We start from the raw sequence: 16,825 nt of genomic DNA, 5'->3' as shown, positions 1-16,825 counted from the left end.
GCCGGCCGTGCCGAAAGCCGTGCGTGTCAGGTGAAGCGGCGTACCCCCGAAGGCGTCACCACGGCCTGCACCGGCCGGTCGTGGGGCTCCTCGGGGAGGCGCTCGACGACCTCCGTGTCGTACAGCAGGACCACGAGGGCGGGATGCGCCCGCGCCGCCTCCAGGCGGGCCAGGACACGGTCGTAGGACCCTCCGCCGCGTCCCAGGCGCATCCCGCGCGCGTCGACGGCGAGGCCGGGCAGCAGGACCACGTCGGCCGTCTCCACGGCGTCCGGGCCGAGACGCTCCCCGGCCGGCTCGAACAGCGCCATCCTCCCGCCGTGCTGCACGCGCGTGAGGGAGCCCTCCCCGGTGTACGCGCCCCAGTCCAGGTCGTTGTCGGGCAGCAGCGCGGGCAGCAGCACGCACACGCCCCGCGTGCGCAGCGCGTCGAGGAGCGGAGGTGTTCCCGGTTCGGTGCCCACGGAGACGTACGCGGCGATCGTGCGCGCCCGCGTCAGCTCGGGCAGCTCCAGGGCGCGCTCCGCCAGCGCGTGCGCCGCCTCCCGCACTTCATCCACGGTCAATGTCTTCCTCACCGTGAGGATTTCTCGCCGCAAGGTGCGCTTGGCAGGCTCGCCGCCGTGTCCGGTGTGGCTCACTGGTCCTTCCATACCCTTCCTTATGCCGGTATGTCTGCTCATGTGAGAGTCAATTAACCGGAGAGGCGGATCCCGCGCAAAGGCAGCGGATAGGGTTGCGGCCATGACACAGGCGCACCCCAGGATCAGCAAGGCTGTCATTCCCGCGGCAGGTCTTGGTACCCGGTTCCTGCCGGCCACCAAGGCCACTCCGAAGGAGATGCTGCCGGTCGTCGACAAGCCGGCGATCCAGTACGTGGTGGAGGAGGCCGTCTCCGCGGGCCTCGACGACGTCCTCATGGTGACCGGCCGGAACAAGCGGCCGCTGGAGGACCACTTCGACCGCAACTACGAGCTGGAGTCCGCCCTGGAGAAGAAGGGCGACGGCGAGCGGCTCGCCAAGGTGCAGGAGTCCAGCGACCTCGCGTCGATCCACTACGTCCGCCAGGGCGACCCCAAGGGCCTGGGCCATGCCGTGCTGTGCGCGGCCCCGCACGTGGGCAGCGAGCCCTTCGCCGTCCTGCTCGGTGACGACCTGATCGACCCGCGCGACCCGCTGCTCCAGCGGATGATCGAGGTCCAGGAGACCTACGGCGGCAGTGTGATCGCCCTCATGGAGGTCGCGCCCGAGCAGATCCACCTCTACGGCTGCGCGGCCGTGGAGGCCACCGGGGACAGCGACGTCGTCCGGGTGACCGGCCTGGTCGAGAAGCCGGACGCGGCGCAGGCCCCCTCCAACTACGCGATCATCGGCCGTTACGTTCTCGACCCGCACATCTTCGACATACTCCGCAAGACCGAGCCCGGCCGCGGCGGTGAGATCCAACTCACCGACGCCCTTCAGCACCTGGCCGAGGCGCACGCGTCGGCGGGCACCGACGAGCAGCGGGCCGGCGGCCCGGTGCACGGCGTCGTCTTCAAGGGCCGCCGCTACGACACCGGGGACCGTGGCGACTATCTGCGTGCCATTGTCAGACTCGCGTGCGAACGTGAGGACCTGGGCCCGGACTTCAGGGCCTGGCTTCAGCGGTACGTAGCCGAGGAGATGTAACGAAGTTGAGCAGCGCCGAGCCCCGCACCGCCGGCCCGGACCACCTGTGGTCGGTGGACGAGCACCTGGAGGACATCCTCACCACCGTCCGCCCCCTGGAACCCATCGAGCTGCAACTGCTCGATGCCCAGGGCTGTGTCCTGGTGGACGACGTCACGGTGCCGCTCTCGCTGCCGCCGTTCGACAACAGCTCCATGGACGGCTACGCGGTACGGGTCACGGACGTCTCGGGCGCGAGCGAGGAGTTCCCGGCCGTCCTGGAGGTCGTCGGGGACGTCGCGGCGGGCGCGGCCGGCCTGCTCCGGGTGGGCCCGGGACAAGCGGCGCGGATCATGACCGGTGCTCCGCTGCCGCCCGGCGCCGAGGCGGTCGTCCCCGTCGAGTGGACCGACGGCGGGCTCGGCGAGGGCCCGGTGAGCGCGATGCGCGCCCGAAGCCTCGCCCCCGAGGGCGCCGACGGGCACGTACGCGTGTACCGGCCGGCCGAGGCACGCGCGCACGTGCGCGCGAAGGGCAGCGATGTGGAGGCGGGCGAGCGAGCCCTGCGGGCCGGTACGGTCCTCGGGCCGCCGCAGATCGCGCTGCTCGCCGCGATCGGCCGCGGCACGGTCCTGGTGCGCCCGCGCCCGCGCGTGGTGGTGATGTCCACCGGCAGCGAACTCGTCCAGCCCGACGAGCAGCTCGGCGACGGCCAGATCTACGACTCCAACAGCTTCGCCCTGACCGCGGCCGCCCGGGACGCGGGCGCCATCGCCTACCGGGTGGGCGCCGTCGCCGACGACGCCGACACCCTGCGGTCCACCATCGAGGACCAGCTCGTCCGCGCCGACCTGCTGGTCACCACCGGCGGGGTGAGCGTGGGGGCGTACGACGTGGTCAAGGAGGCACTGTCCGACGTCGGCGACGAGGACGAGCCGGGCGGCGGCGTGGAGTTCCGCAAGATCGCCATGCAGCCCGGCAAGCCGCAGGGCTTCGGGACCGTCGGCGCCGACCACGTGCCGCTGCTGGCCCTGCCCGGCAACCCGGTGTCGTCGTACGTCTCCTTCGAGCTGTTCGTCCGCCCCGCCATCCGCACCCTGATGGGCCTTCAGGACGTCCACCGGCCGACCGTGCGCGCGACGCTGGCGGCGGACCGGGCGCTGAGCTCGCCGAAGGGACGCAGGCAGTTCCTGCGCGGGGTGTACGCCGACGGCGAGGTCAGGCCCGTGGGCGGCGCCGGATCCCATCTGATCGCCGCCCTCGCGCTGGCCGACGCGCTCATCGTCGTCCCCGAGGACGCCGAGTCCGTCGAGCCCGGTGCCGAGGTCGAGGTGGTCCTGCTCGGCTGAGCCGTCCGGGGTGGCGGTACCGTGTCGCGCACAACAGGCCCGTGAGCCGCACGGCGACGGGCCCGGACCGGGAGCCCCACACGATCATGACTGTGCCTTCCCGGGGGGAGACCCCCGGACCTCCAGCGCCGGACCGGCTGACGCACATCGACGACGCGGGCGCCGCCCGCATGGTCGACGTCTCCGGCAAGGACGTGACCGCGCGCACCGCCCGCGCCAGCGGTCGCGTCCTCGTCTCGCCCCGCGTGGTCGAGCTGCTGCGCGGCGAGGGGGTGCCCAAGGGCGACGCCCTCGCCACCGCGCGGATCGCCGGGATCATGGGCGCCAAGCGCACCCCGGACCTCATCCCGCTGTGCCACCCGCTGTCGGTGTCGGGTGTGAGACTGGAGCTGTCGGTCGCGGACGACGCCGTGGAGATCGAGGCCACGGTGAAGACCACGGACCGCACGGGCGTCGAGATGGAGGCGCTCACCGCGGTGTCCGTCGCCGCGCTCACCGTGATCGACATGGTCAAGGCCGTCGACAAGGGAGCGGTCATCACGGACGTGCGCGTGGAGGAGAAGACGGGCGGCAAGTCGGGCGACTGGAGCCGGGCATGACACTGGACGCATCGGCCGGAGACGCACTGCTCGCGCCGTACAGCGCTCTGGTGGTCACGGCCTCCAACCGGGCCGCCGCCGGGGTCTACGAGGACACGGGCGGTCCGCTGGTCGCCGACGGCCTCCGGCGCCTCGGCTTCGCCGTCGACGGGCCGCAGGTCGTACCGGACGGAGACCCGGTGGAGGCCGCGCTGCGCGCCGCCGTCGAGGCCGGGTACGACGCCGTCGTCACCACCGGCGGCACGGGCGTCTCGCCCACCGACCGGACGCCCGAGGCGACCCGCCGGGTGATCGAGACCGAGGTGCCGGGAATCGCGGAGGCCATCCGGGCGTTCGGCATGCGGAAGGTGCCGACCGCGGCGCTGTCCCGAGGGCTGGCCGGAGTGGCCGGAGGGACGCTGATCGTCAATCTGCCGGGCTCCACGGGCGGGGTGAAGGACGGACTGGCCGTCCTGGAACCCCTGTTGAAGCACGCCGTCGACCAGCTGCGCGGCGGCGACCACGTCAGACCCGGTGCCGGTAGTGGGGGTGCGAGCTGAACAGCCCATCCTGGCCCGTCGTGCTCGCGGAGGGCGATGTCGTCCTCCGGCCGATAAAGCTGCGCGACCAGCGGGCCTGGCGCGAGGTGAACCGGCGCAACCGGGACTGGCTCAGGCCCTGGGAGGCGACGATTCCGCCGCCCACGCCCGGTGGGCCCATCACGCACCGGCCGACCTACCGGCAGATGGTGCGCCACCTCAGGTCCGAGGCGCACGCCGGCCGCATGCTGCCGTTCGTCATCGAGTACCAGGGGCGGCTGGTCGGGCAGTTGACCGTCGCCGGGATCACCTGGGGTTCGATGTGCTCGGGCCACGTCGGCTACTGGGTCGACGAGTCGGTGGCCGGCCGCGGGGTGATGCCGACGGCCGTGGCGATGGTCGTGGACCACTGTTTCCGCACCGTCGGACTGCACCGCATCGAGATCTGCATTCGGCCCGAGAACGGGCCGAGCCGGCGGGTGGTGGAGAAACTCGGATTCCGCGAGGAGGGTCTGCGGCCCCGTTATCTCCACATCGACGGCGCGTGGCGCGACCACATGGTGTTCGCGCTCACCGCGGAAGAGGTGCCCGAAGGGCTGCTGAACCGCTGGCGCCGGACCCGGGCCCTGAGGACGCCGAAGGAGAATCCCGCCTCACCCGGAAATTGAATGCATGTTCGAAATTGATCGGCCTGCGATCCGAACCGGACCCGCTCGCGATCGCCCGGGTGGCATTGAATTCGCGTCCTTGACGTCCTGCTGATCACATCGATCGCAAAAAAAGTTCGAAATATCAGCCAGATCGTGCGACACACCGGCGCAATTGGCAGATGGCCTCATGCAAACCCCTCTACCGTGTGAGGCGTGAGCAGCAGCGGCCTCATCTACGCAGTCATCGTCGGGGCCTGGGCCGCCTACTTGGTGCCGATGTGGCTCCGTAGGCAGGACGAGCTGAACGAGGCCCGTCCGACGGAACGCTTCAGCACCGCCATCCGGTTCCTGTCCGGACGGGCGGGGATGGAGCGCCGGTACGCCAAGGACCTCAGGGCGCGCTCCGCCGAGGAGGGGGAGCCCGCCGACGGGGAGCCGGACGCCGTCACCGACTCGGTGGACGTCCGGGCCTTCGCCATGCCCCCGGGCCGGTCGCCGGAGCGGCAGCAGCCGCCGGCGCGGGAGGAACGGGAGCCGGTCCGCGGCCACGACGAGCGCGACCGGACCGGCAAGCCGGCCGCCCGGGCCGCGTCCCCGGCGGCGGCCCCGCCCGCCGACGCGTCCGCGCGTCCGCGGGTCCCTGCGGCCCGGCGCACGCCCCGCGCGGAGGTGTCCGCGGCGCGTGCCCAGCGCACGAAGGTCCTCGCACGCCGCAGACGCACCACCGTCCTCCTCTTCCTCGCCTTCACCCTCGGCGCGATCGTCGCCGCGGTCGGCGGGCTCACCTTCCTGTGGGCGCCTGGAGTGCCCGCCGTGATGCTCAGCGCGTACATCGCGTACCTGCGCTCCCAGGAGCGGCGCCGCTTCGCCTACCAGATGGACCGCCGCCGCGCCGAGGTCGCCGCGCAGCGGCTGCGTGAGAGCCGCCGCCAGCCGCGTCGGCGCACGCCCCTGGACCCCGCCGCGGACGAACCGGAAGCGGGGCCTGAGCCGGAGACGGACCCGGGCCTTTCCTCCCTCGCCGCCGACCGGCGCGCCCTGGTCGAGCAGACCGACCACGCCGAGTGGCTCGACCAGCAGCGCGAGCGCCAGCGCCGCCCCGGCCGGGGCGACAGCTGGGACCCGGTTCCGGTGCCGCTGCCCACCTACGTCACCGCCCCGGTCGCCCCGCGGGCCACCTCCGACGTGGACCTCGGCGCTCCGGACGCCTGGAGCTCGGCGCGGTCGTCCGCCGCGGTGCCGGAGCAGGAGGCGGCGGCCCCGGCCGCGCCCGAGCCCCCGCCGCACGCCGAGGACAGGTCCGCCGCCGACGGCCGCACCGACGCCCGCCGCGCCGCCTCGGCCCGCCGCTCTCGCGAGCGCGGCCGCACCCCCCTCTTCGACCAGTACGAGGACGGCGACCGCCGCCGCGCGGCCAACGAGTGACTCCCGCCCCTGACCAGCCAGGGAACGGATTACCAACCACCCGGGCGAGGATGCTAGAGTTTCACTCGTTGCAAGGGCCTGTGGCGCAGTCCGGTAGCGCACCTCGTTCGCATCGAGGGGGCCAGGGGTTCAAATCCCCTCAGGTCCACGCAGCTCAAAGCCCCGGTCGGGAAACCGACCGGGGCTTTGACGTGTCACGCGGGGCTCACAGGAACAGTGGTATGAGCGACCGGGGGCGCGTGATGGCCCCTTCCGCCGCGCCGTGGCGGGAGGGGCCTCGCGTCAGGACTGGAGCGTCTTCGCCAGGCAGATGCTCGACTCGTACTCGCGGTAGTAGCCGAACTTCGTGCACGGCTCGTAGCCGGTGGAGGCGTACAGGGCGACGGCCTCCGGCTGCTGGTCGCCGGTCTCCAGGACCATGCGGACGCGCCCGGCGACGCGGGCGTCGTCCTCCAGGGCGGCGAGGATGCGGCGGGCCAGACCGCGGCCGCGCATCGACTCGATCACGTACATCCGCTTGAGTTCGGCGTCGCCGGCCTCGTTGCCCTCGGCGTTCTCGTCCCGGCTGCGCCAGCCTCCCGTGGCGACGGGAGTGCCGTCCTCGTCGTAGGCGATCAGGTACGTGCCGTTCGGCGGCCGGAAGTCGGCCGGGTCGAGGGGCGTGGCGTCGCCACCGTCGCCGTAGCGGACGTGGTACTCGGCCTGTACCTCGTCGTTCAGCTTGACGGCGTCGGGGTGGTCGAAGGGCACGGGGCGGATGTTCATGTGGGAACCGTCTGTCGATGCGGATGTCGGGGCAGGTGGCCTCCGGGAAGACCTCGTCCAGTGTGCCGGTAGGGTGCCCGGGTGCTGACTGTGACCTCCGTCAATGTGAATGGACTGCGCGCCGCCGCCAAGAAGGGCTTCGTGGAGTGGCTCGCGGGGACCGGGGCCGACGTGCTGTGCCTCCAGGAGGTGCGGGCCGAGCCCCACCAGTTGCCGGAGCACGTCCGCACGCCGGACGGCTGGCACGTCGTGCACGCGCCGGCCGCCGCCAAGGGCCGCGCCGGCGTCTCCCTCTACACCCGCCGCGAACCCGACCGGGTCCGGATCGGGTTCGGATCCGCCGAGTTCGACGGCAGCGGGCGCTACGTCGAGGCCGACCTGCCCGGCGTCACGGTCGCCAGCCTCTACCTGCCCTCCGGCGAGGTCGGCACCGAGCGGCAGGACGAGAAGGTCCGGTTCATGGACGAGTTCCTCGCCCATCTCAAGGAGTTGCGGGAGCGGGCCGTCGCCGACGGCCGCGAGGTGCTCGTCTGCGGCGACTGGAACATCGCCCACCGGCAGGCCGACCTGAAGAACTGGCGCGGCAACACCAAGAACTCCGGCTTCCTCCCGGAGGAGCGGGAGTGGCTGAGCACGGTCTTCGCCCCCGAGGCCGGCGGGTACGCCGACGTCGTGCGCGAACTGCACCCGAACGGCGAGGGGCCGTACACCTGGTGGTCCTACCGGGGACGGGCCTTCGACAACGACACGGGGTGGCGGATCGACCTCCAGGTGGCCACGCCCGGGCTCGCCGCCAAGGCCGTCAAGGGGTACGTCGAGCGGGCGGCCACGCACGCCGAGCGCTGGTCGGACCACGCCCCGGTGACGGTCGTGTACGACCTCTAGCCGTCACTACGGCTGTTTGCGCAGCCGCCGGTCCAGGGCCATCGACACCTCCGCCTCCACCACGCTCTTGGCGAGCGGCCGCAGCCGCTTCAGGTCGTCCTCGGGACCGTGACGCAGGATCAGGGCGGTGAAGAGCTCGGCGAGGGCGTCGGCGTGTTCGCGGACGCGGCGGCCGGCTTCGAGGACTTCGGCGAGGGGGATGCCCTCGCGGACCAGGGCGGCGGAGACGTCCAGCAGCCGGCGGCTGATGTGGACGAGCTCGTCACCGTCGGTGCCCAGGTAGCCGAGTTCCATGGCGGCGGCCAGGTTCTCGGCGGTGACCTCGCCCGCGAAGTGGTCGGCGAGTTCCTCGGGGGTCAGGCGGACCGGGGTCTCCTCGGTGGGGGCGCCGAGGCCCAGCAGATCGCCGACGTCGCGGCCGTGGTCGAAGGCCTCGGCCAGTTCGGCGATGCCATTGAGGGTGTGACCGCGTTCCAGCAGCGCCGAGATCGTGCGCAGGCGGGCCAGGTGGTGGTCGTCGTACCAGGCGATACGGCCCTCGCGGCGCGGTGGCGGGATCAGTTTGCGCTCGCGGTAGAAGCGCAGGGTGCGCACGGTGATACCGGCCAGCCGGGCCAGCTCCTCCATGCGGTACTCGCGTCGGCCGCCGCGTGCTCCACCTTCTCCTGCCACGGGAGCAGCCTATGTTGTACCGGCGGTAACTTTTCCTCTGCCGCCCCCTACCGGTCGGTACGGACCTCCTCTACTCTCCCCATTGCGCCAGTGTTCACTGGCAGAGTCGCTGAAGGCTGCACGCGGGTCGCTGTACGCGAGTCATGGGAGGGGCGCTCAATGGCCGAGCACGAACACGAGCACGAGGACCGGCATCTGAGGGTGGCGGTGATCGGGTCCGGCTTCGGCGGACTGGGCGCCGCCGTGCGGCTGCGCCGGGAGGGGATCACCGACTTCGTCGTGCTGGAGCGGGCCGGCGGCGTCGGCGGCACCTGGCGCGACAACAGCTATCCGGGATGCGCCTGCGACGTGCCCTCGCACCTGTACTCGTTCTCGTTCGCGCCCAACCCCGACTGGCCGCGCACCTTCTCCGGGCAGGAGCACATCCGCGCCTACCTGGAACACGTCACGGACGTCTTCGGCCTCCGCCCGCACCTGCGCCTCAACTCCGAGGTCACGAGGATGACCTGGGACGCCGAGAAGCTGCGCTGGGACATCGAGACCACGAGCGGGAACCTGTCGGCGGACGTCGTGGTCGGCGCGACCGGGCCGCTGTCCGAACCGAAGGTCCCGGACATACCGGGGCTCGACTCCTTCCCCGGCAAGGTCTTCCACTCCGCCCGCTGGGACCACGACCACGACCTCTCCGGCAAGCGGGTCGCCGTGGTCGGCACCGGAGCCTCCGCGATCCAGATCGTGCCGTCCATCCAGCCCGAGGTCGCCCGGCTCACCCTCTTCCAGCGCACCCCGCCGTGGGTGATGCCCCGCGTCGACCGCGAGATCAGCGGCGTCGAGCGCCGGATGCACCGCGCGCTGCCGCTGACCGCGCAACTGCGCCGCGGACTGCTGTGGGGCATCCGGGAGTTGCAGGTCCAGGCGTTCACCAGGCATCCGGGCCAGCTCGGTTTCGTGGAGCGGCTGGCCCGGCTCAACATGTCCCGCGCCATCAAGGACCCGGACCTGCGGGCCAAGCTCACCCCCGACTACCGCATCGGCTGCAAGCGGATACTGCTGTCCAGCACGTACTATCCGGCACTCGCGCAGGACAACGTGGACGTCGTCGCCAGCGGACTGAGCGAGGTCCGCGGGTCGACCGTCGTCGCCGCCGACGGCACCGAGGCCGAGGTGGACGCGATCGTCTTCGGCACCGGCTTCCACGTCACCGACATGCCGATCGCCGAGCGGGTCGTCGGCGCGGACGGCCGTACGCTCGCCGAGAGCTGGAAGGACGGCATGGCCGCGCTGCGCGGGGCGTCCGCGGCCGGCTTCCCGAACTGGATGACGATCATCGGCCCCAACACCGGCCTCGGGAACTCCTCGATGATCCTGATGATCGAGTCCCAGCTCAACTACCTGGCCGACTACCTGCGCCAACTGGGCGTCCTCGGCGGCCGGGTCGCCCTCGACGCCCGGCCCAGCGCCGTGAACGCCTGGAACCGCAAGGTGCAGGAGCGCATGAAGCGCACGGTGTGGAACACCGGCGGCTGCACCAGCTGGTACCTGGACGCGGGCGGCCGCAACACCACCGTCTGGCCCGGTACGACCACCGAGTTCCGGCAGGCCACACGGCGGGTGGATCTCGCGGAGTACCAGGTCCTCCGGGCACCCGGATCCCAGGGCGCGGCCGGCCGCACCCCGGCGCGGCGGCCCGTGGAGGTGGACGCGTGAGCCGTCCCGCCCGCCGGACGGCCGGGGGCCGTCCGGAAGACCACGCTGCCCCGGATCCGTACGCCCCTCCCGTCCCCGCCCGTGAACTCACCGCCGTCTCCGCCGACGGGGCCCGGCTGCACGTCGAGGTGCACGGGCCGGTGGACGACCCCGCTGCCCCGGCCGTCGTCCTCGCCCATGGCTGGACCTGCTCCACCGCCTTCTGGGCCGCGCAGATCCGGGATCTGGCCGCCGACCACCGCGTCATCGCCTACGACCAGCGCGGCCACGGACGCAGCCCGGCGAGCCGGAGATACGGCACCGAAGCGCTCGCCGACGACCTCGAAGCCGTGCTCGCGGCGACGCTCGCGCCCGGCGAGAAGGCGGTGGTCGCGGGACACTCGATGGGCGGGATGACGGTGATGGCCGCGGCCGGCCGGCCCGGCTTCCAGGAACACGCGGTGGCCGTTCTGCTGTGCAGCACGGGCAGTTCACGGCTGGTCGCCCGGTCGACCGTCCTACCGATCCGGGCCGGTCGGCCGCGTACCTGGCTGACCCGGCGCGTCCTCGGCTCCCGGGCGCCGCTCGGGCCGGTCACTCCGCTCGCCCGGCGGATCCTCAAGTACGCCACGATGGGCCCCGGTTCGACGCCGCACATGGTCGAGGCGTGCGCACGGATCGTGCACGCCTGTCCACGCCGGGTGCGCCACGCCTGGTCGCAGGTGCTGGACCGGCTCGATCTCGACGACCACGTACGGCAGTTGAGGATGCCGGTGGCGGTCGTCGCGGGCACGACCGACCGGTTGACCCCGCCGGGGCACGCGCGGGCGCTGGCCGCCGCGCTGCCCGACTGCCTCGGCCTGACTGAGCTTCCGGGGCTCGGCCACATGACGCCGGTGGAGGCGCCCGGGCTGGTCACCGCGAAGATCCGGGAACTCGTCACCGGTCACGTACCCGGTCAGCCGACCGGCCAGGTCACCGGTCACATCCCCGGCCAGGTCACCGGCCGTGGAAGCGCACACGAGCAGCACGACGACGCACGGATCAGGGAGGGCGCATGAGCAGGGTGAGTCTGGAGGGGCAGGTCGCGGTCGTCACGGGGGCCGCGCGGGGCGTCGGCGAACTGCTCGCCCGCAAACTGTCCGCGCGGGGCGCGAAGATCGCGCTGGTCGGCCTGGAGCCGGACCTGCTCGAACAAGTCGGCAAGCGGCTGCACGGCGAGAGCGCCCACTGGCATGCCGACGTCACCGACCACGAGGCGATGGCCCGGGTCGCGGCGGAGGTCGAGGAGCGGTTCGGCAGGGTCGACATCGTGGTCGCCAACGCGGGTGTGGCGAGCGGCGGTCCGTTCGCCGACTCCGACCCCGACTCCTGGCGGCGGGTGATCGAGGTCAACCTCATCGGATCGGCGGTCACCGGGCGGGCGTTCCTGCCGGCGCTCACCGCGAGCCGCGGCTACCTGCTCCAGATCGCCTCGCTCGCCGCCATCACCCCGGCGCCGATGATGACGGCGTACTGCGCCTCCAAGTCCGGTGTGGAGGCGTACGCGCACAGCCTGCGGGCCGAAGTCGGCCACCGGGGCGTGCGGGTGGGCGTCGCCTACCTGTCGTGGACCGACACCGACATGGTGCGCGGGGCCGATCAGGACGACGTCATGCGGGAGTTGAGGCAGCGGCTGCCGTGGCCGGCCGGCCGGACCTATCCGCTGGGGCCGGCGGTGGACCGGATCGTGGCCGGGATCGAGCGGCGCGCCGCCCATGTGTACGGGCAGTGGTGGCTGCGCGGGATGCAGGGCGTGCGCGGGTGGCTGCCGGGCGTCGTGGGGACCGTGGGGCAGCGGGAGGTACGGCGCTTCGCGGACCGCCTGTCGGAGGTGCGGACCGGGCTGGTCGGAGCGGGTGGCGCGGCCGACGAGCGGCACCGATCCGCACCGGCTACGCAACGTCACTGATCGACATGCGCAGGGTCACCGCCCGTGTGAATCTGGTCGAGGCCGATCCCCTAGCCCACTTGGGGATCCCACTCACCCAACACGGGAGTGAACAGCATGGGTATGAAGGACAAGTACCAGGACCCGTCCGAGCAGCGGCAGCAGCAGGGCCGGCAGCGCCCCGGCGAGCGGCCCGGCGAGGGCCGTGAGAAGGCCGGGCAGCGCCCGTCCCAGCCGCGCGAGCGTGGGCGTCAGGACACCCACGACACGCCGGACGAGATGGAAGACCGCCTCAACCAGGACTACGACCGCTAACCACGGCACGTAGTCAGCGTTGTTGCTGCGCTCGGCCTCGGCCGTGACGGTGTGGGGTGTCCCGGATGCCGGGGCACCCCACGTCCGTGCTGTGGTGCCGCTCAAGTCCCGTCGCTCAGAGACGCGGAGGCAGCTTCGGTCGCGAACGGTCGGGTACGTCACGGTAGTCCGGCGGGATCGCCGCCGGGTTGGCGGCCAGGAGTTCCAGGGCCAGTTCGATCGCGTCGTCCATCTCGACGTGGCGGCCCTCGGCCCAGTCCAGGGGGGTGCGCAGACTCTCCACGTCGGGGGTGACGCCGTGGTTCTCGACGGACCAGCCGTAGGCGTCGAACCAGGCCGCGTTCATCGGCACCGTGATCACCGTGCCGTCGCCGAGGCGGTGCCGGCCGGTCATGCCGACCACCCCGCCCCAGGTGCGCTGGCCGACCACGGGCCCCAGCTTGAGCAGTTTGAAGGCGGCCGTGATCATGTCGCCGTCCGACGAGGTCGCCTCGTCGGCGAGGGCCACGACGGGCCCGCGGGGCGCGTCGGAGGTGTACGACACCGGCTGGGCGTTGCGGGTCAGGTCCCAGCCGAGGATGGTGCGGGTCAGCTTCTCGATGACCAACTCGCTGATGTGACCGCCCGCGTTGCCGCGGACGTCGACGATCAGCGCGGGCCGGGACACCTCCATGCGCAGGTCCCGGTTGAACTGCGCCCAGCCGGAGCCGCCCATGTCGGGGATGTGCAGGTAGCCGCATCGGCCGCCGCTCAACTCCCGCACGACGGCCCGGCGTTTGGCCACCCAGTCCTGGTAGCGCAGCGGGCGCTCGTCGACCAGCGGCACGACGGCGACCCGGCGCGGCGGTCCCTTGCCCTCCGCGGGGGAGAACGTCAGCTCCACCGTCGTGCCGCCCGTGCCCGCGAGCAGCGGGTAGGGGCCCGTCACCGGATCCACCGGGCGTCCGTCGACGTGGGTGAGCACCGCGCCCTCGCGGATGCCCGCGCCCGCCAGCGGGGAGCGGGCCTTGGAGTCGGAGGAGTCGCCGGGCAGGATCCGCCGGACGACCCAACGGCCTTCACGGCACATCAGGTTGGCGCCGAGCAGACCCTGAAGGCGCTGGTAGTGCGCGGGGCCCTCGTTGCGGCGGGCGGGGGAGACATAGGCGTGGGAGGTGCCCAGTTCGCCGAGGACCTCGCGCAGCAGGTCGGCGAACTCGTCCGGGGACGCGACGCGTTCGACCAGCGGGCGGTACTGCGCGAGCACCGCGTCCCAGTCGATGCCGCACATGTCCGGCTCCCAGAAGTAGGCGCGGATCAACCGGCCCGCCTCCTCGTACGACTGGCGCCACTCGGCGGCCGGGTCGACCACGTGCAGGATCCGGCGCAGATCGATCCAGGTCGTCGTGTCGCTGTCGCCGATCTCCGTGGACGGCACCGCGCGCAGCTCGCCCTCGTCGACGACGACCAGCCGGGTGCCGTCGCCGCTGACCGCGAACCAGTCCAGGTGGCCGACGAGTTCGTACTTCTTGGCCTTGCTGATGTTGAAGTGCTCCAGCGTCGGCCGGCCGGTGGTGTCGTCCGGGTTGACGAACGTCTCGCCCAGGGCGCCGGAGATCGGCCAGCGCAGCCAGACCAGGCCGCCGCCGGCGACCGGGTGCAGCGCCGAGTACTTGGAGGCGATGACGGGGAACGGGGTGACCCGGTTCGCCAGGCCCTCGACCTCCACGGTCACCGCGCCGGACTCGCCGGTCTCCTCGTCCTCGACGGGGTCAAGACCGCCCGCCGCCGGCCGCCCCTCGGGGTTCAGCGCGAAGGGAGACGGGGTCGCGGAGGACAGCGGAACGAGGTACGGCTTGCAGCCGAGCGGGAAGGACAGGTCGCCGGTGTGCACGTCGTACACCGGGTCGAAGCCGCGCCAGGACAGGAAGGCCAGATACCGGCCGTCCCGGGTGAACACCGGGTTCTCGTCCTCGAAGCGGCCGTTGGTGACGTCGACGATCAGGCGGTCCTGGATCCGCGCCATCCTGATCTGCCGCAGCGAACGCCCGACCCCGGGATGCGACCAGGTCAGCCATGCCCCGTCGGGCGAGAACGCCAGGTCCCGCACGGGCCCGTTCACGGACCGCACCAACTCGGTGAGACGGTCGGCCGAACCGCCCGTCGCGTCGGGGGCAGCCGATCCGTTCGTCGCGTCGGGGGCGGTCGGACCGTCCGTCGCGCCGGTCGCTGCGGGCGCACCGGCCTCCGCGGAGCCCTCGACGGTATCCGGACCGGCGGAGGTCTCCCCGCTCGACGAGGCGCCCGCGGCCGCCTCCTGCCCCTCCGCCCCCTCAGCCGCCTCCGCCGTCTCTCCCTCGTTCACGTCACTTACGTCGCTTACGTCGAGCAGCAGCAGGCGGCCGTCGTGGGAGGCGAGGGCCAGTCGTTCGCCGGCGGGGTCGGAGGCCGTCTCCAGGACGCGGCCGAGGCGGCCGGAGGCGAGCCGGCGCAGCGGGCGGGTGCCGCTGGCCCGGGGCAGGTGGGTGATCTCGACGGCGTCCTCGCCGTCCGCGTCGGTGACGTAGGCGACCTGGCCGGTCTCGCCGAGCATCTCCGGCAGCCGGATGCGCACACCGGGTGTGTCGATGAGGGTGCGGGCGGGGCCGTCGCGGTGGGTCAGCCAGTGCAGGGAGCCGCGTACGACGACCGCGCTGGCCCGGCCAGTCTCGTCGACGGAGATGCCGTCGACGTGCTGGGCGGCCGGCACCTGATAGCTGCGGCGGCCCGCCTGCGGTCCGCTCGGCCGCACCTCGAGCCGGCGCGGGACCGAGTCGGCGGACAGGTCGTCCATGATCCACAGGTCGCCCGCGCACTGGTACACCACCCGCGTGCCGTCGCTGGAGGCGTGCCGGGCGTAGAAGGCGTCGTGGTCTGTGTGCCGGCGCAGGTCGGAGCCGTCGGGGGCGCAGGAGTAGAGGTTGCCGACGCCCTCGTGGTCGGAGAGGAAGGCGATCCGGCCGCCGACGAACATCGGGCAGGCCAGATGCCCGCCGATGTCGGCGAGCAGCCGCTGTCCGTGCAGCCACAGCCGGCCCGTCGCGCCGCCCCGGTATCGCTTCCAGGAGGCCGGTTCGTGGGGCGGCGTCCCGGTCAGCAGCAGGGTCTTGTGGCCGCCGGCCACGTCGGCGACCTGGAGGTCGGAGACCGGCCCCCAGGGCAGCTTGCGGCCGGGGGCGCCGTCGGTGCCGACCTTGTAGGCCCAGGTGAAGTAGGAGAACGGCTCGCCGTGGGAGGTGACGGCGAGGATGTCGGTGCGGCCGTGTTCGTCGGGCGGCGCCCATCCGCACACCCGGGTGTCGGTGCTGCCCCAGTAGGTCAGCTGGCGGGCCGGTCCGCCGTCCACCGCGACCAGGTGGATCTCGGGCACCAGACTGCGCCAGCTCGTGTACGCGATGTGCCGCCCGTCGGGGGAGAAGCGGGGAGGGCCGACCTTCGTGCGGTCCACCGTGAGGCGCCAGGCACGGCCCGCTCCGTCGAGCGGCGCCAGCCAGAGGTCGTCCTCGGCCACGAAGCACAGCAGGTCGCCGCTGAGGTGCGGCAGGCGCAGATAGCTCACGTTCCCATGCTTTGCCCGGGTATGGGCCGCAGCAACTTATGCCGAACCGACAGTCGTGACCCAGGACACGTACGAAACGGTTTCGTTTCGTTAGAGGGGTGCGCTACATTCTTCGTGTACGAAACGGTGTCGTTCCAAGCGGGAAGGCGGCAGACATGGCCGAGGTCTCGACCGGGCGCCGCAGCCGCCTCACGCCCGAGCGTGAGGCGGAGCTGTACGCCGCGGTACTCGACCTGCTCCGCGAGGTCGGCTACGACTCCCTCACCATGGACGCCGTCGCCGCCCGCACCCGGTCCAGCAAGGCCACCCTCTACCGCCAGTGGGGCGGGAAGGCCGAGCTCGTCGTGAGGGCCATGCGGCACGGCAAGCCGGTGCGGCTCGACACGATCGACACCGGAACGCTCCGCACCGACCTGCACGCCCTCGTCACCCGCGAGGACGACTGCGTCATGGAGCAGAACTCCGCGCTGATGCGGGCCCTGGCCATGGCGATGCACACCAACCCGGACCTCAGACAGGCCTTCCGGGAGCAGCTCATCGAACCGGAGATGGCCGAGTTCCGCGCACTGCTGCAACGCGCCGTCGACCGGGGCGAGATCCGGGCGGACTGCCCGGCGCTGGACTTCGTGGTGCACATGCTGGCCGGCGGCTTCGTCGTCCGGGCGCTCATCGAGGCCCAGCCGCCGACCCAGGCCTTCCTGCATTCGTACATCGACGCCGTGGTCCTCCCCGCCCTCGGCGTACCGACCTCCTGACACCTCTCCCCAGCAAGCCCACCCTCTGACGTCACCGCTCACGTCGTCG

Annotated in this window: 16 protein-coding genes and 1 tRNA gene; 13 read left to right on the top strand and 4 right to left on the bottom strand. The window is 72.4% G+C overall.

The features are described from left to right. Positions 1-26: 26 nt before the first annotated feature. Positions 27-653 (bottom strand): 5-formyltetrahydrofolate cyclo-ligase, encoded by a 627-nt coding sequence (locus ABZ818_RS07790; protein ID WP_361412020.1) that lies wholly within the window; start codon positions 651-653, stop codon positions 27-29. Positions 654-744: 91 nt separating this feature from the next. Here ABZ818_RS07790 and galU point away from each other — a divergent pair, with 91 nt between their 5' ends. From galU to ABZ818_RS07755, 7 genes are all read left to right on the top strand, one after another. Further along, positions 745-1,671: a UTP--glucose-1-phosphate uridylyltransferase GalU gene (gene galU, locus ABZ818_RS07785; protein WP_361412018.1), complete on the top strand. Its 927-nt coding sequence runs from the start codon at positions 745-747 to the stop codon at positions 1,669-1,671. Positions 1,672-1,676: 5 nt separating this feature from the next. Beyond that, entirely contained in the window at positions 1,677-2,999 is a 1,323-nt protein-coding gene (gene glp, locus ABZ818_RS07780) for a gephyrin-like molybdotransferase Glp (protein WP_361412016.1), read from the top strand. A gap of 86 nt (positions 3,000-3,085) precedes the next feature. Next, complete coding sequence (moaC, locus tag ABZ818_RS07775) at positions 3,086-3,598, top strand: cyclic pyranopterin monophosphate synthase MoaC (RefSeq protein ID WP_326802854.1); 513 nt, start codon at positions 3,086-3,088, stop codon at positions 3,596-3,598. After that, a complete protein-coding gene (locus tag ABZ818_RS07770; protein ID WP_361412014.1) occupies positions 3,595-4,137 on the top strand; it encodes a MogA/MoaB family molybdenum cofactor biosynthesis protein in 543 nt (180 codons plus the stop codon). The genes moaC and ABZ818_RS07770 overlap by 4 nt, the downstream gene beginning before the upstream one ends. 20 nt (positions 4,138-4,157) lie before the next feature. Next, a complete protein-coding gene (locus ABZ818_RS07765) occupies positions 4,158-4,784 on the top strand; it encodes a GNAT family protein (protein ID WP_361412012.1) in 627 nt (208 codons plus the stop codon). A gap of 195 nt (positions 4,785-4,979) precedes the next feature. Then, on the top strand, positions 4,980-6,191 hold the full coding sequence (glpR, locus tag ABZ818_RS07760) for a gephyrin-like molybdotransferase receptor GlpR (protein ID WP_361412010.1): 1,212 nt from the start codon (positions 4,980-4,982) through the stop codon (positions 6,189-6,191). Positions 6,192-6,265: 74 nt separating this feature from the next. Beyond that, positions 6,266-6,339 (top strand) — tRNA-Ala (locus tag ABZ818_RS07755). A gap of 134 nt (positions 6,340-6,473) precedes the next feature. On the opposite strand, the gene ABZ818_RS07750 is transcribed toward ABZ818_RS07755, so the two are convergent. Beyond that, positions 6,474-6,956, bottom strand: a complete 483-nt coding sequence (locus tag ABZ818_RS07750) for a GNAT family N-acetyltransferase (protein ID WP_361412008.1) — start codon at positions 6,954-6,956, stop codon at positions 6,474-6,476. An 81-nt stretch (positions 6,957-7,037) separates the two neighbouring features. Between ABZ818_RS07750 and ABZ818_RS07745 the strand changes: the two genes are divergently transcribed. Then, a complete protein-coding gene (locus ABZ818_RS07745; RefSeq protein WP_361412006.1) occupies positions 7,038-7,841 on the top strand; it encodes an exodeoxyribonuclease III in 804 nt (267 codons plus the stop codon). A gap of 6 nt (positions 7,842-7,847) precedes the next feature. Here the strand turns inward: ABZ818_RS07745 and ABZ818_RS07740 are convergent, their stop codons facing one another. After that, positions 7,848-8,468, bottom strand: a complete 621-nt coding sequence (locus ABZ818_RS07740) for a MerR family transcriptional regulator (protein WP_361412088.1) — start codon at positions 8,466-8,468, stop codon at positions 7,848-7,850. Positions 8,469-8,672: 204 nt separating this feature from the next. On the opposite strand from ABZ818_RS07740, the gene ABZ818_RS07735 reads away from it, so the two are divergent. The 4 genes from ABZ818_RS07735 to ABZ818_RS07720 all read left to right on the top strand — a co-directional run bounded on the left by ABZ818_RS07735 (position 8,673) and on the right by ABZ818_RS07720 (position 12,444). Continuing rightward, complete coding sequence (locus tag ABZ818_RS07735) at positions 8,673-10,220, top strand: NAD(P)/FAD-dependent oxidoreductase (RefSeq protein WP_361412004.1); 1,548 nt, start codon at positions 8,673-8,675, stop codon at positions 10,218-10,220. Next, the gene (locus tag ABZ818_RS07730) at positions 10,217-11,260 is read left to right on the top strand and encodes an alpha/beta hydrolase (RefSeq protein ID WP_361412002.1); all 1,044 of its coding nucleotides are present in this window, start codon (positions 10,217-10,219) and stop codon (positions 11,258-11,260) included. Before ABZ818_RS07735 ends, ABZ818_RS07730 begins: the two co-directional genes overlap by 4 nt. Further along, a complete protein-coding gene (locus tag ABZ818_RS07725; RefSeq protein WP_361412000.1) occupies positions 11,257-12,150 on the top strand; it encodes an SDR family oxidoreductase in 894 nt (297 codons plus the stop codon). Before ABZ818_RS07730 ends, ABZ818_RS07725 begins: the two co-directional genes overlap by 4 nt. A gap of 96 nt (positions 12,151-12,246) precedes the next feature. Further along, positions 12,247-12,444, top strand: coding sequence for a hypothetical protein (locus ABZ818_RS07720; protein WP_361411998.1), 198 nt, complete (start codon positions 12,247-12,249; stop codon positions 12,442-12,444). Positions 12,445-12,559: 115 nt separating this feature from the next. Here the strand turns inward: ABZ818_RS07720 and ABZ818_RS07715 are convergent, their stop codons facing one another. After that, positions 12,560-16,021 (bottom strand): S41 family peptidase, encoded by a 3,462-nt coding sequence (locus ABZ818_RS07715; RefSeq protein ID WP_361411996.1) that lies wholly within the window; start codon positions 16,019-16,021, stop codon positions 12,560-12,562. Positions 16,022-16,176: 155 nt separating this feature from the next. Between ABZ818_RS07715 and ABZ818_RS07710 the strand changes: the two genes are divergently transcribed. Next, positions 16,177-16,776, top strand: a complete 600-nt coding sequence (locus ABZ818_RS07710) for a TetR/AcrR family transcriptional regulator (protein WP_361411994.1) — start codon at positions 16,177-16,179, stop codon at positions 16,774-16,776. Positions 16,777-16,825: the final 49 nt, after the last annotated feature.

This window comes from Streptomyces sp. NPDC047453 (genome assembly GCF_040643155.1).
In the GTDB taxonomy this organism is placed as follows: Bacteria; Actinomycetota; Actinomycetes; order Streptomycetales; family Streptomycetaceae; genus Streptomyces.
This window is presented reverse-complemented; position numbering and strand designations above follow the sequence as displayed.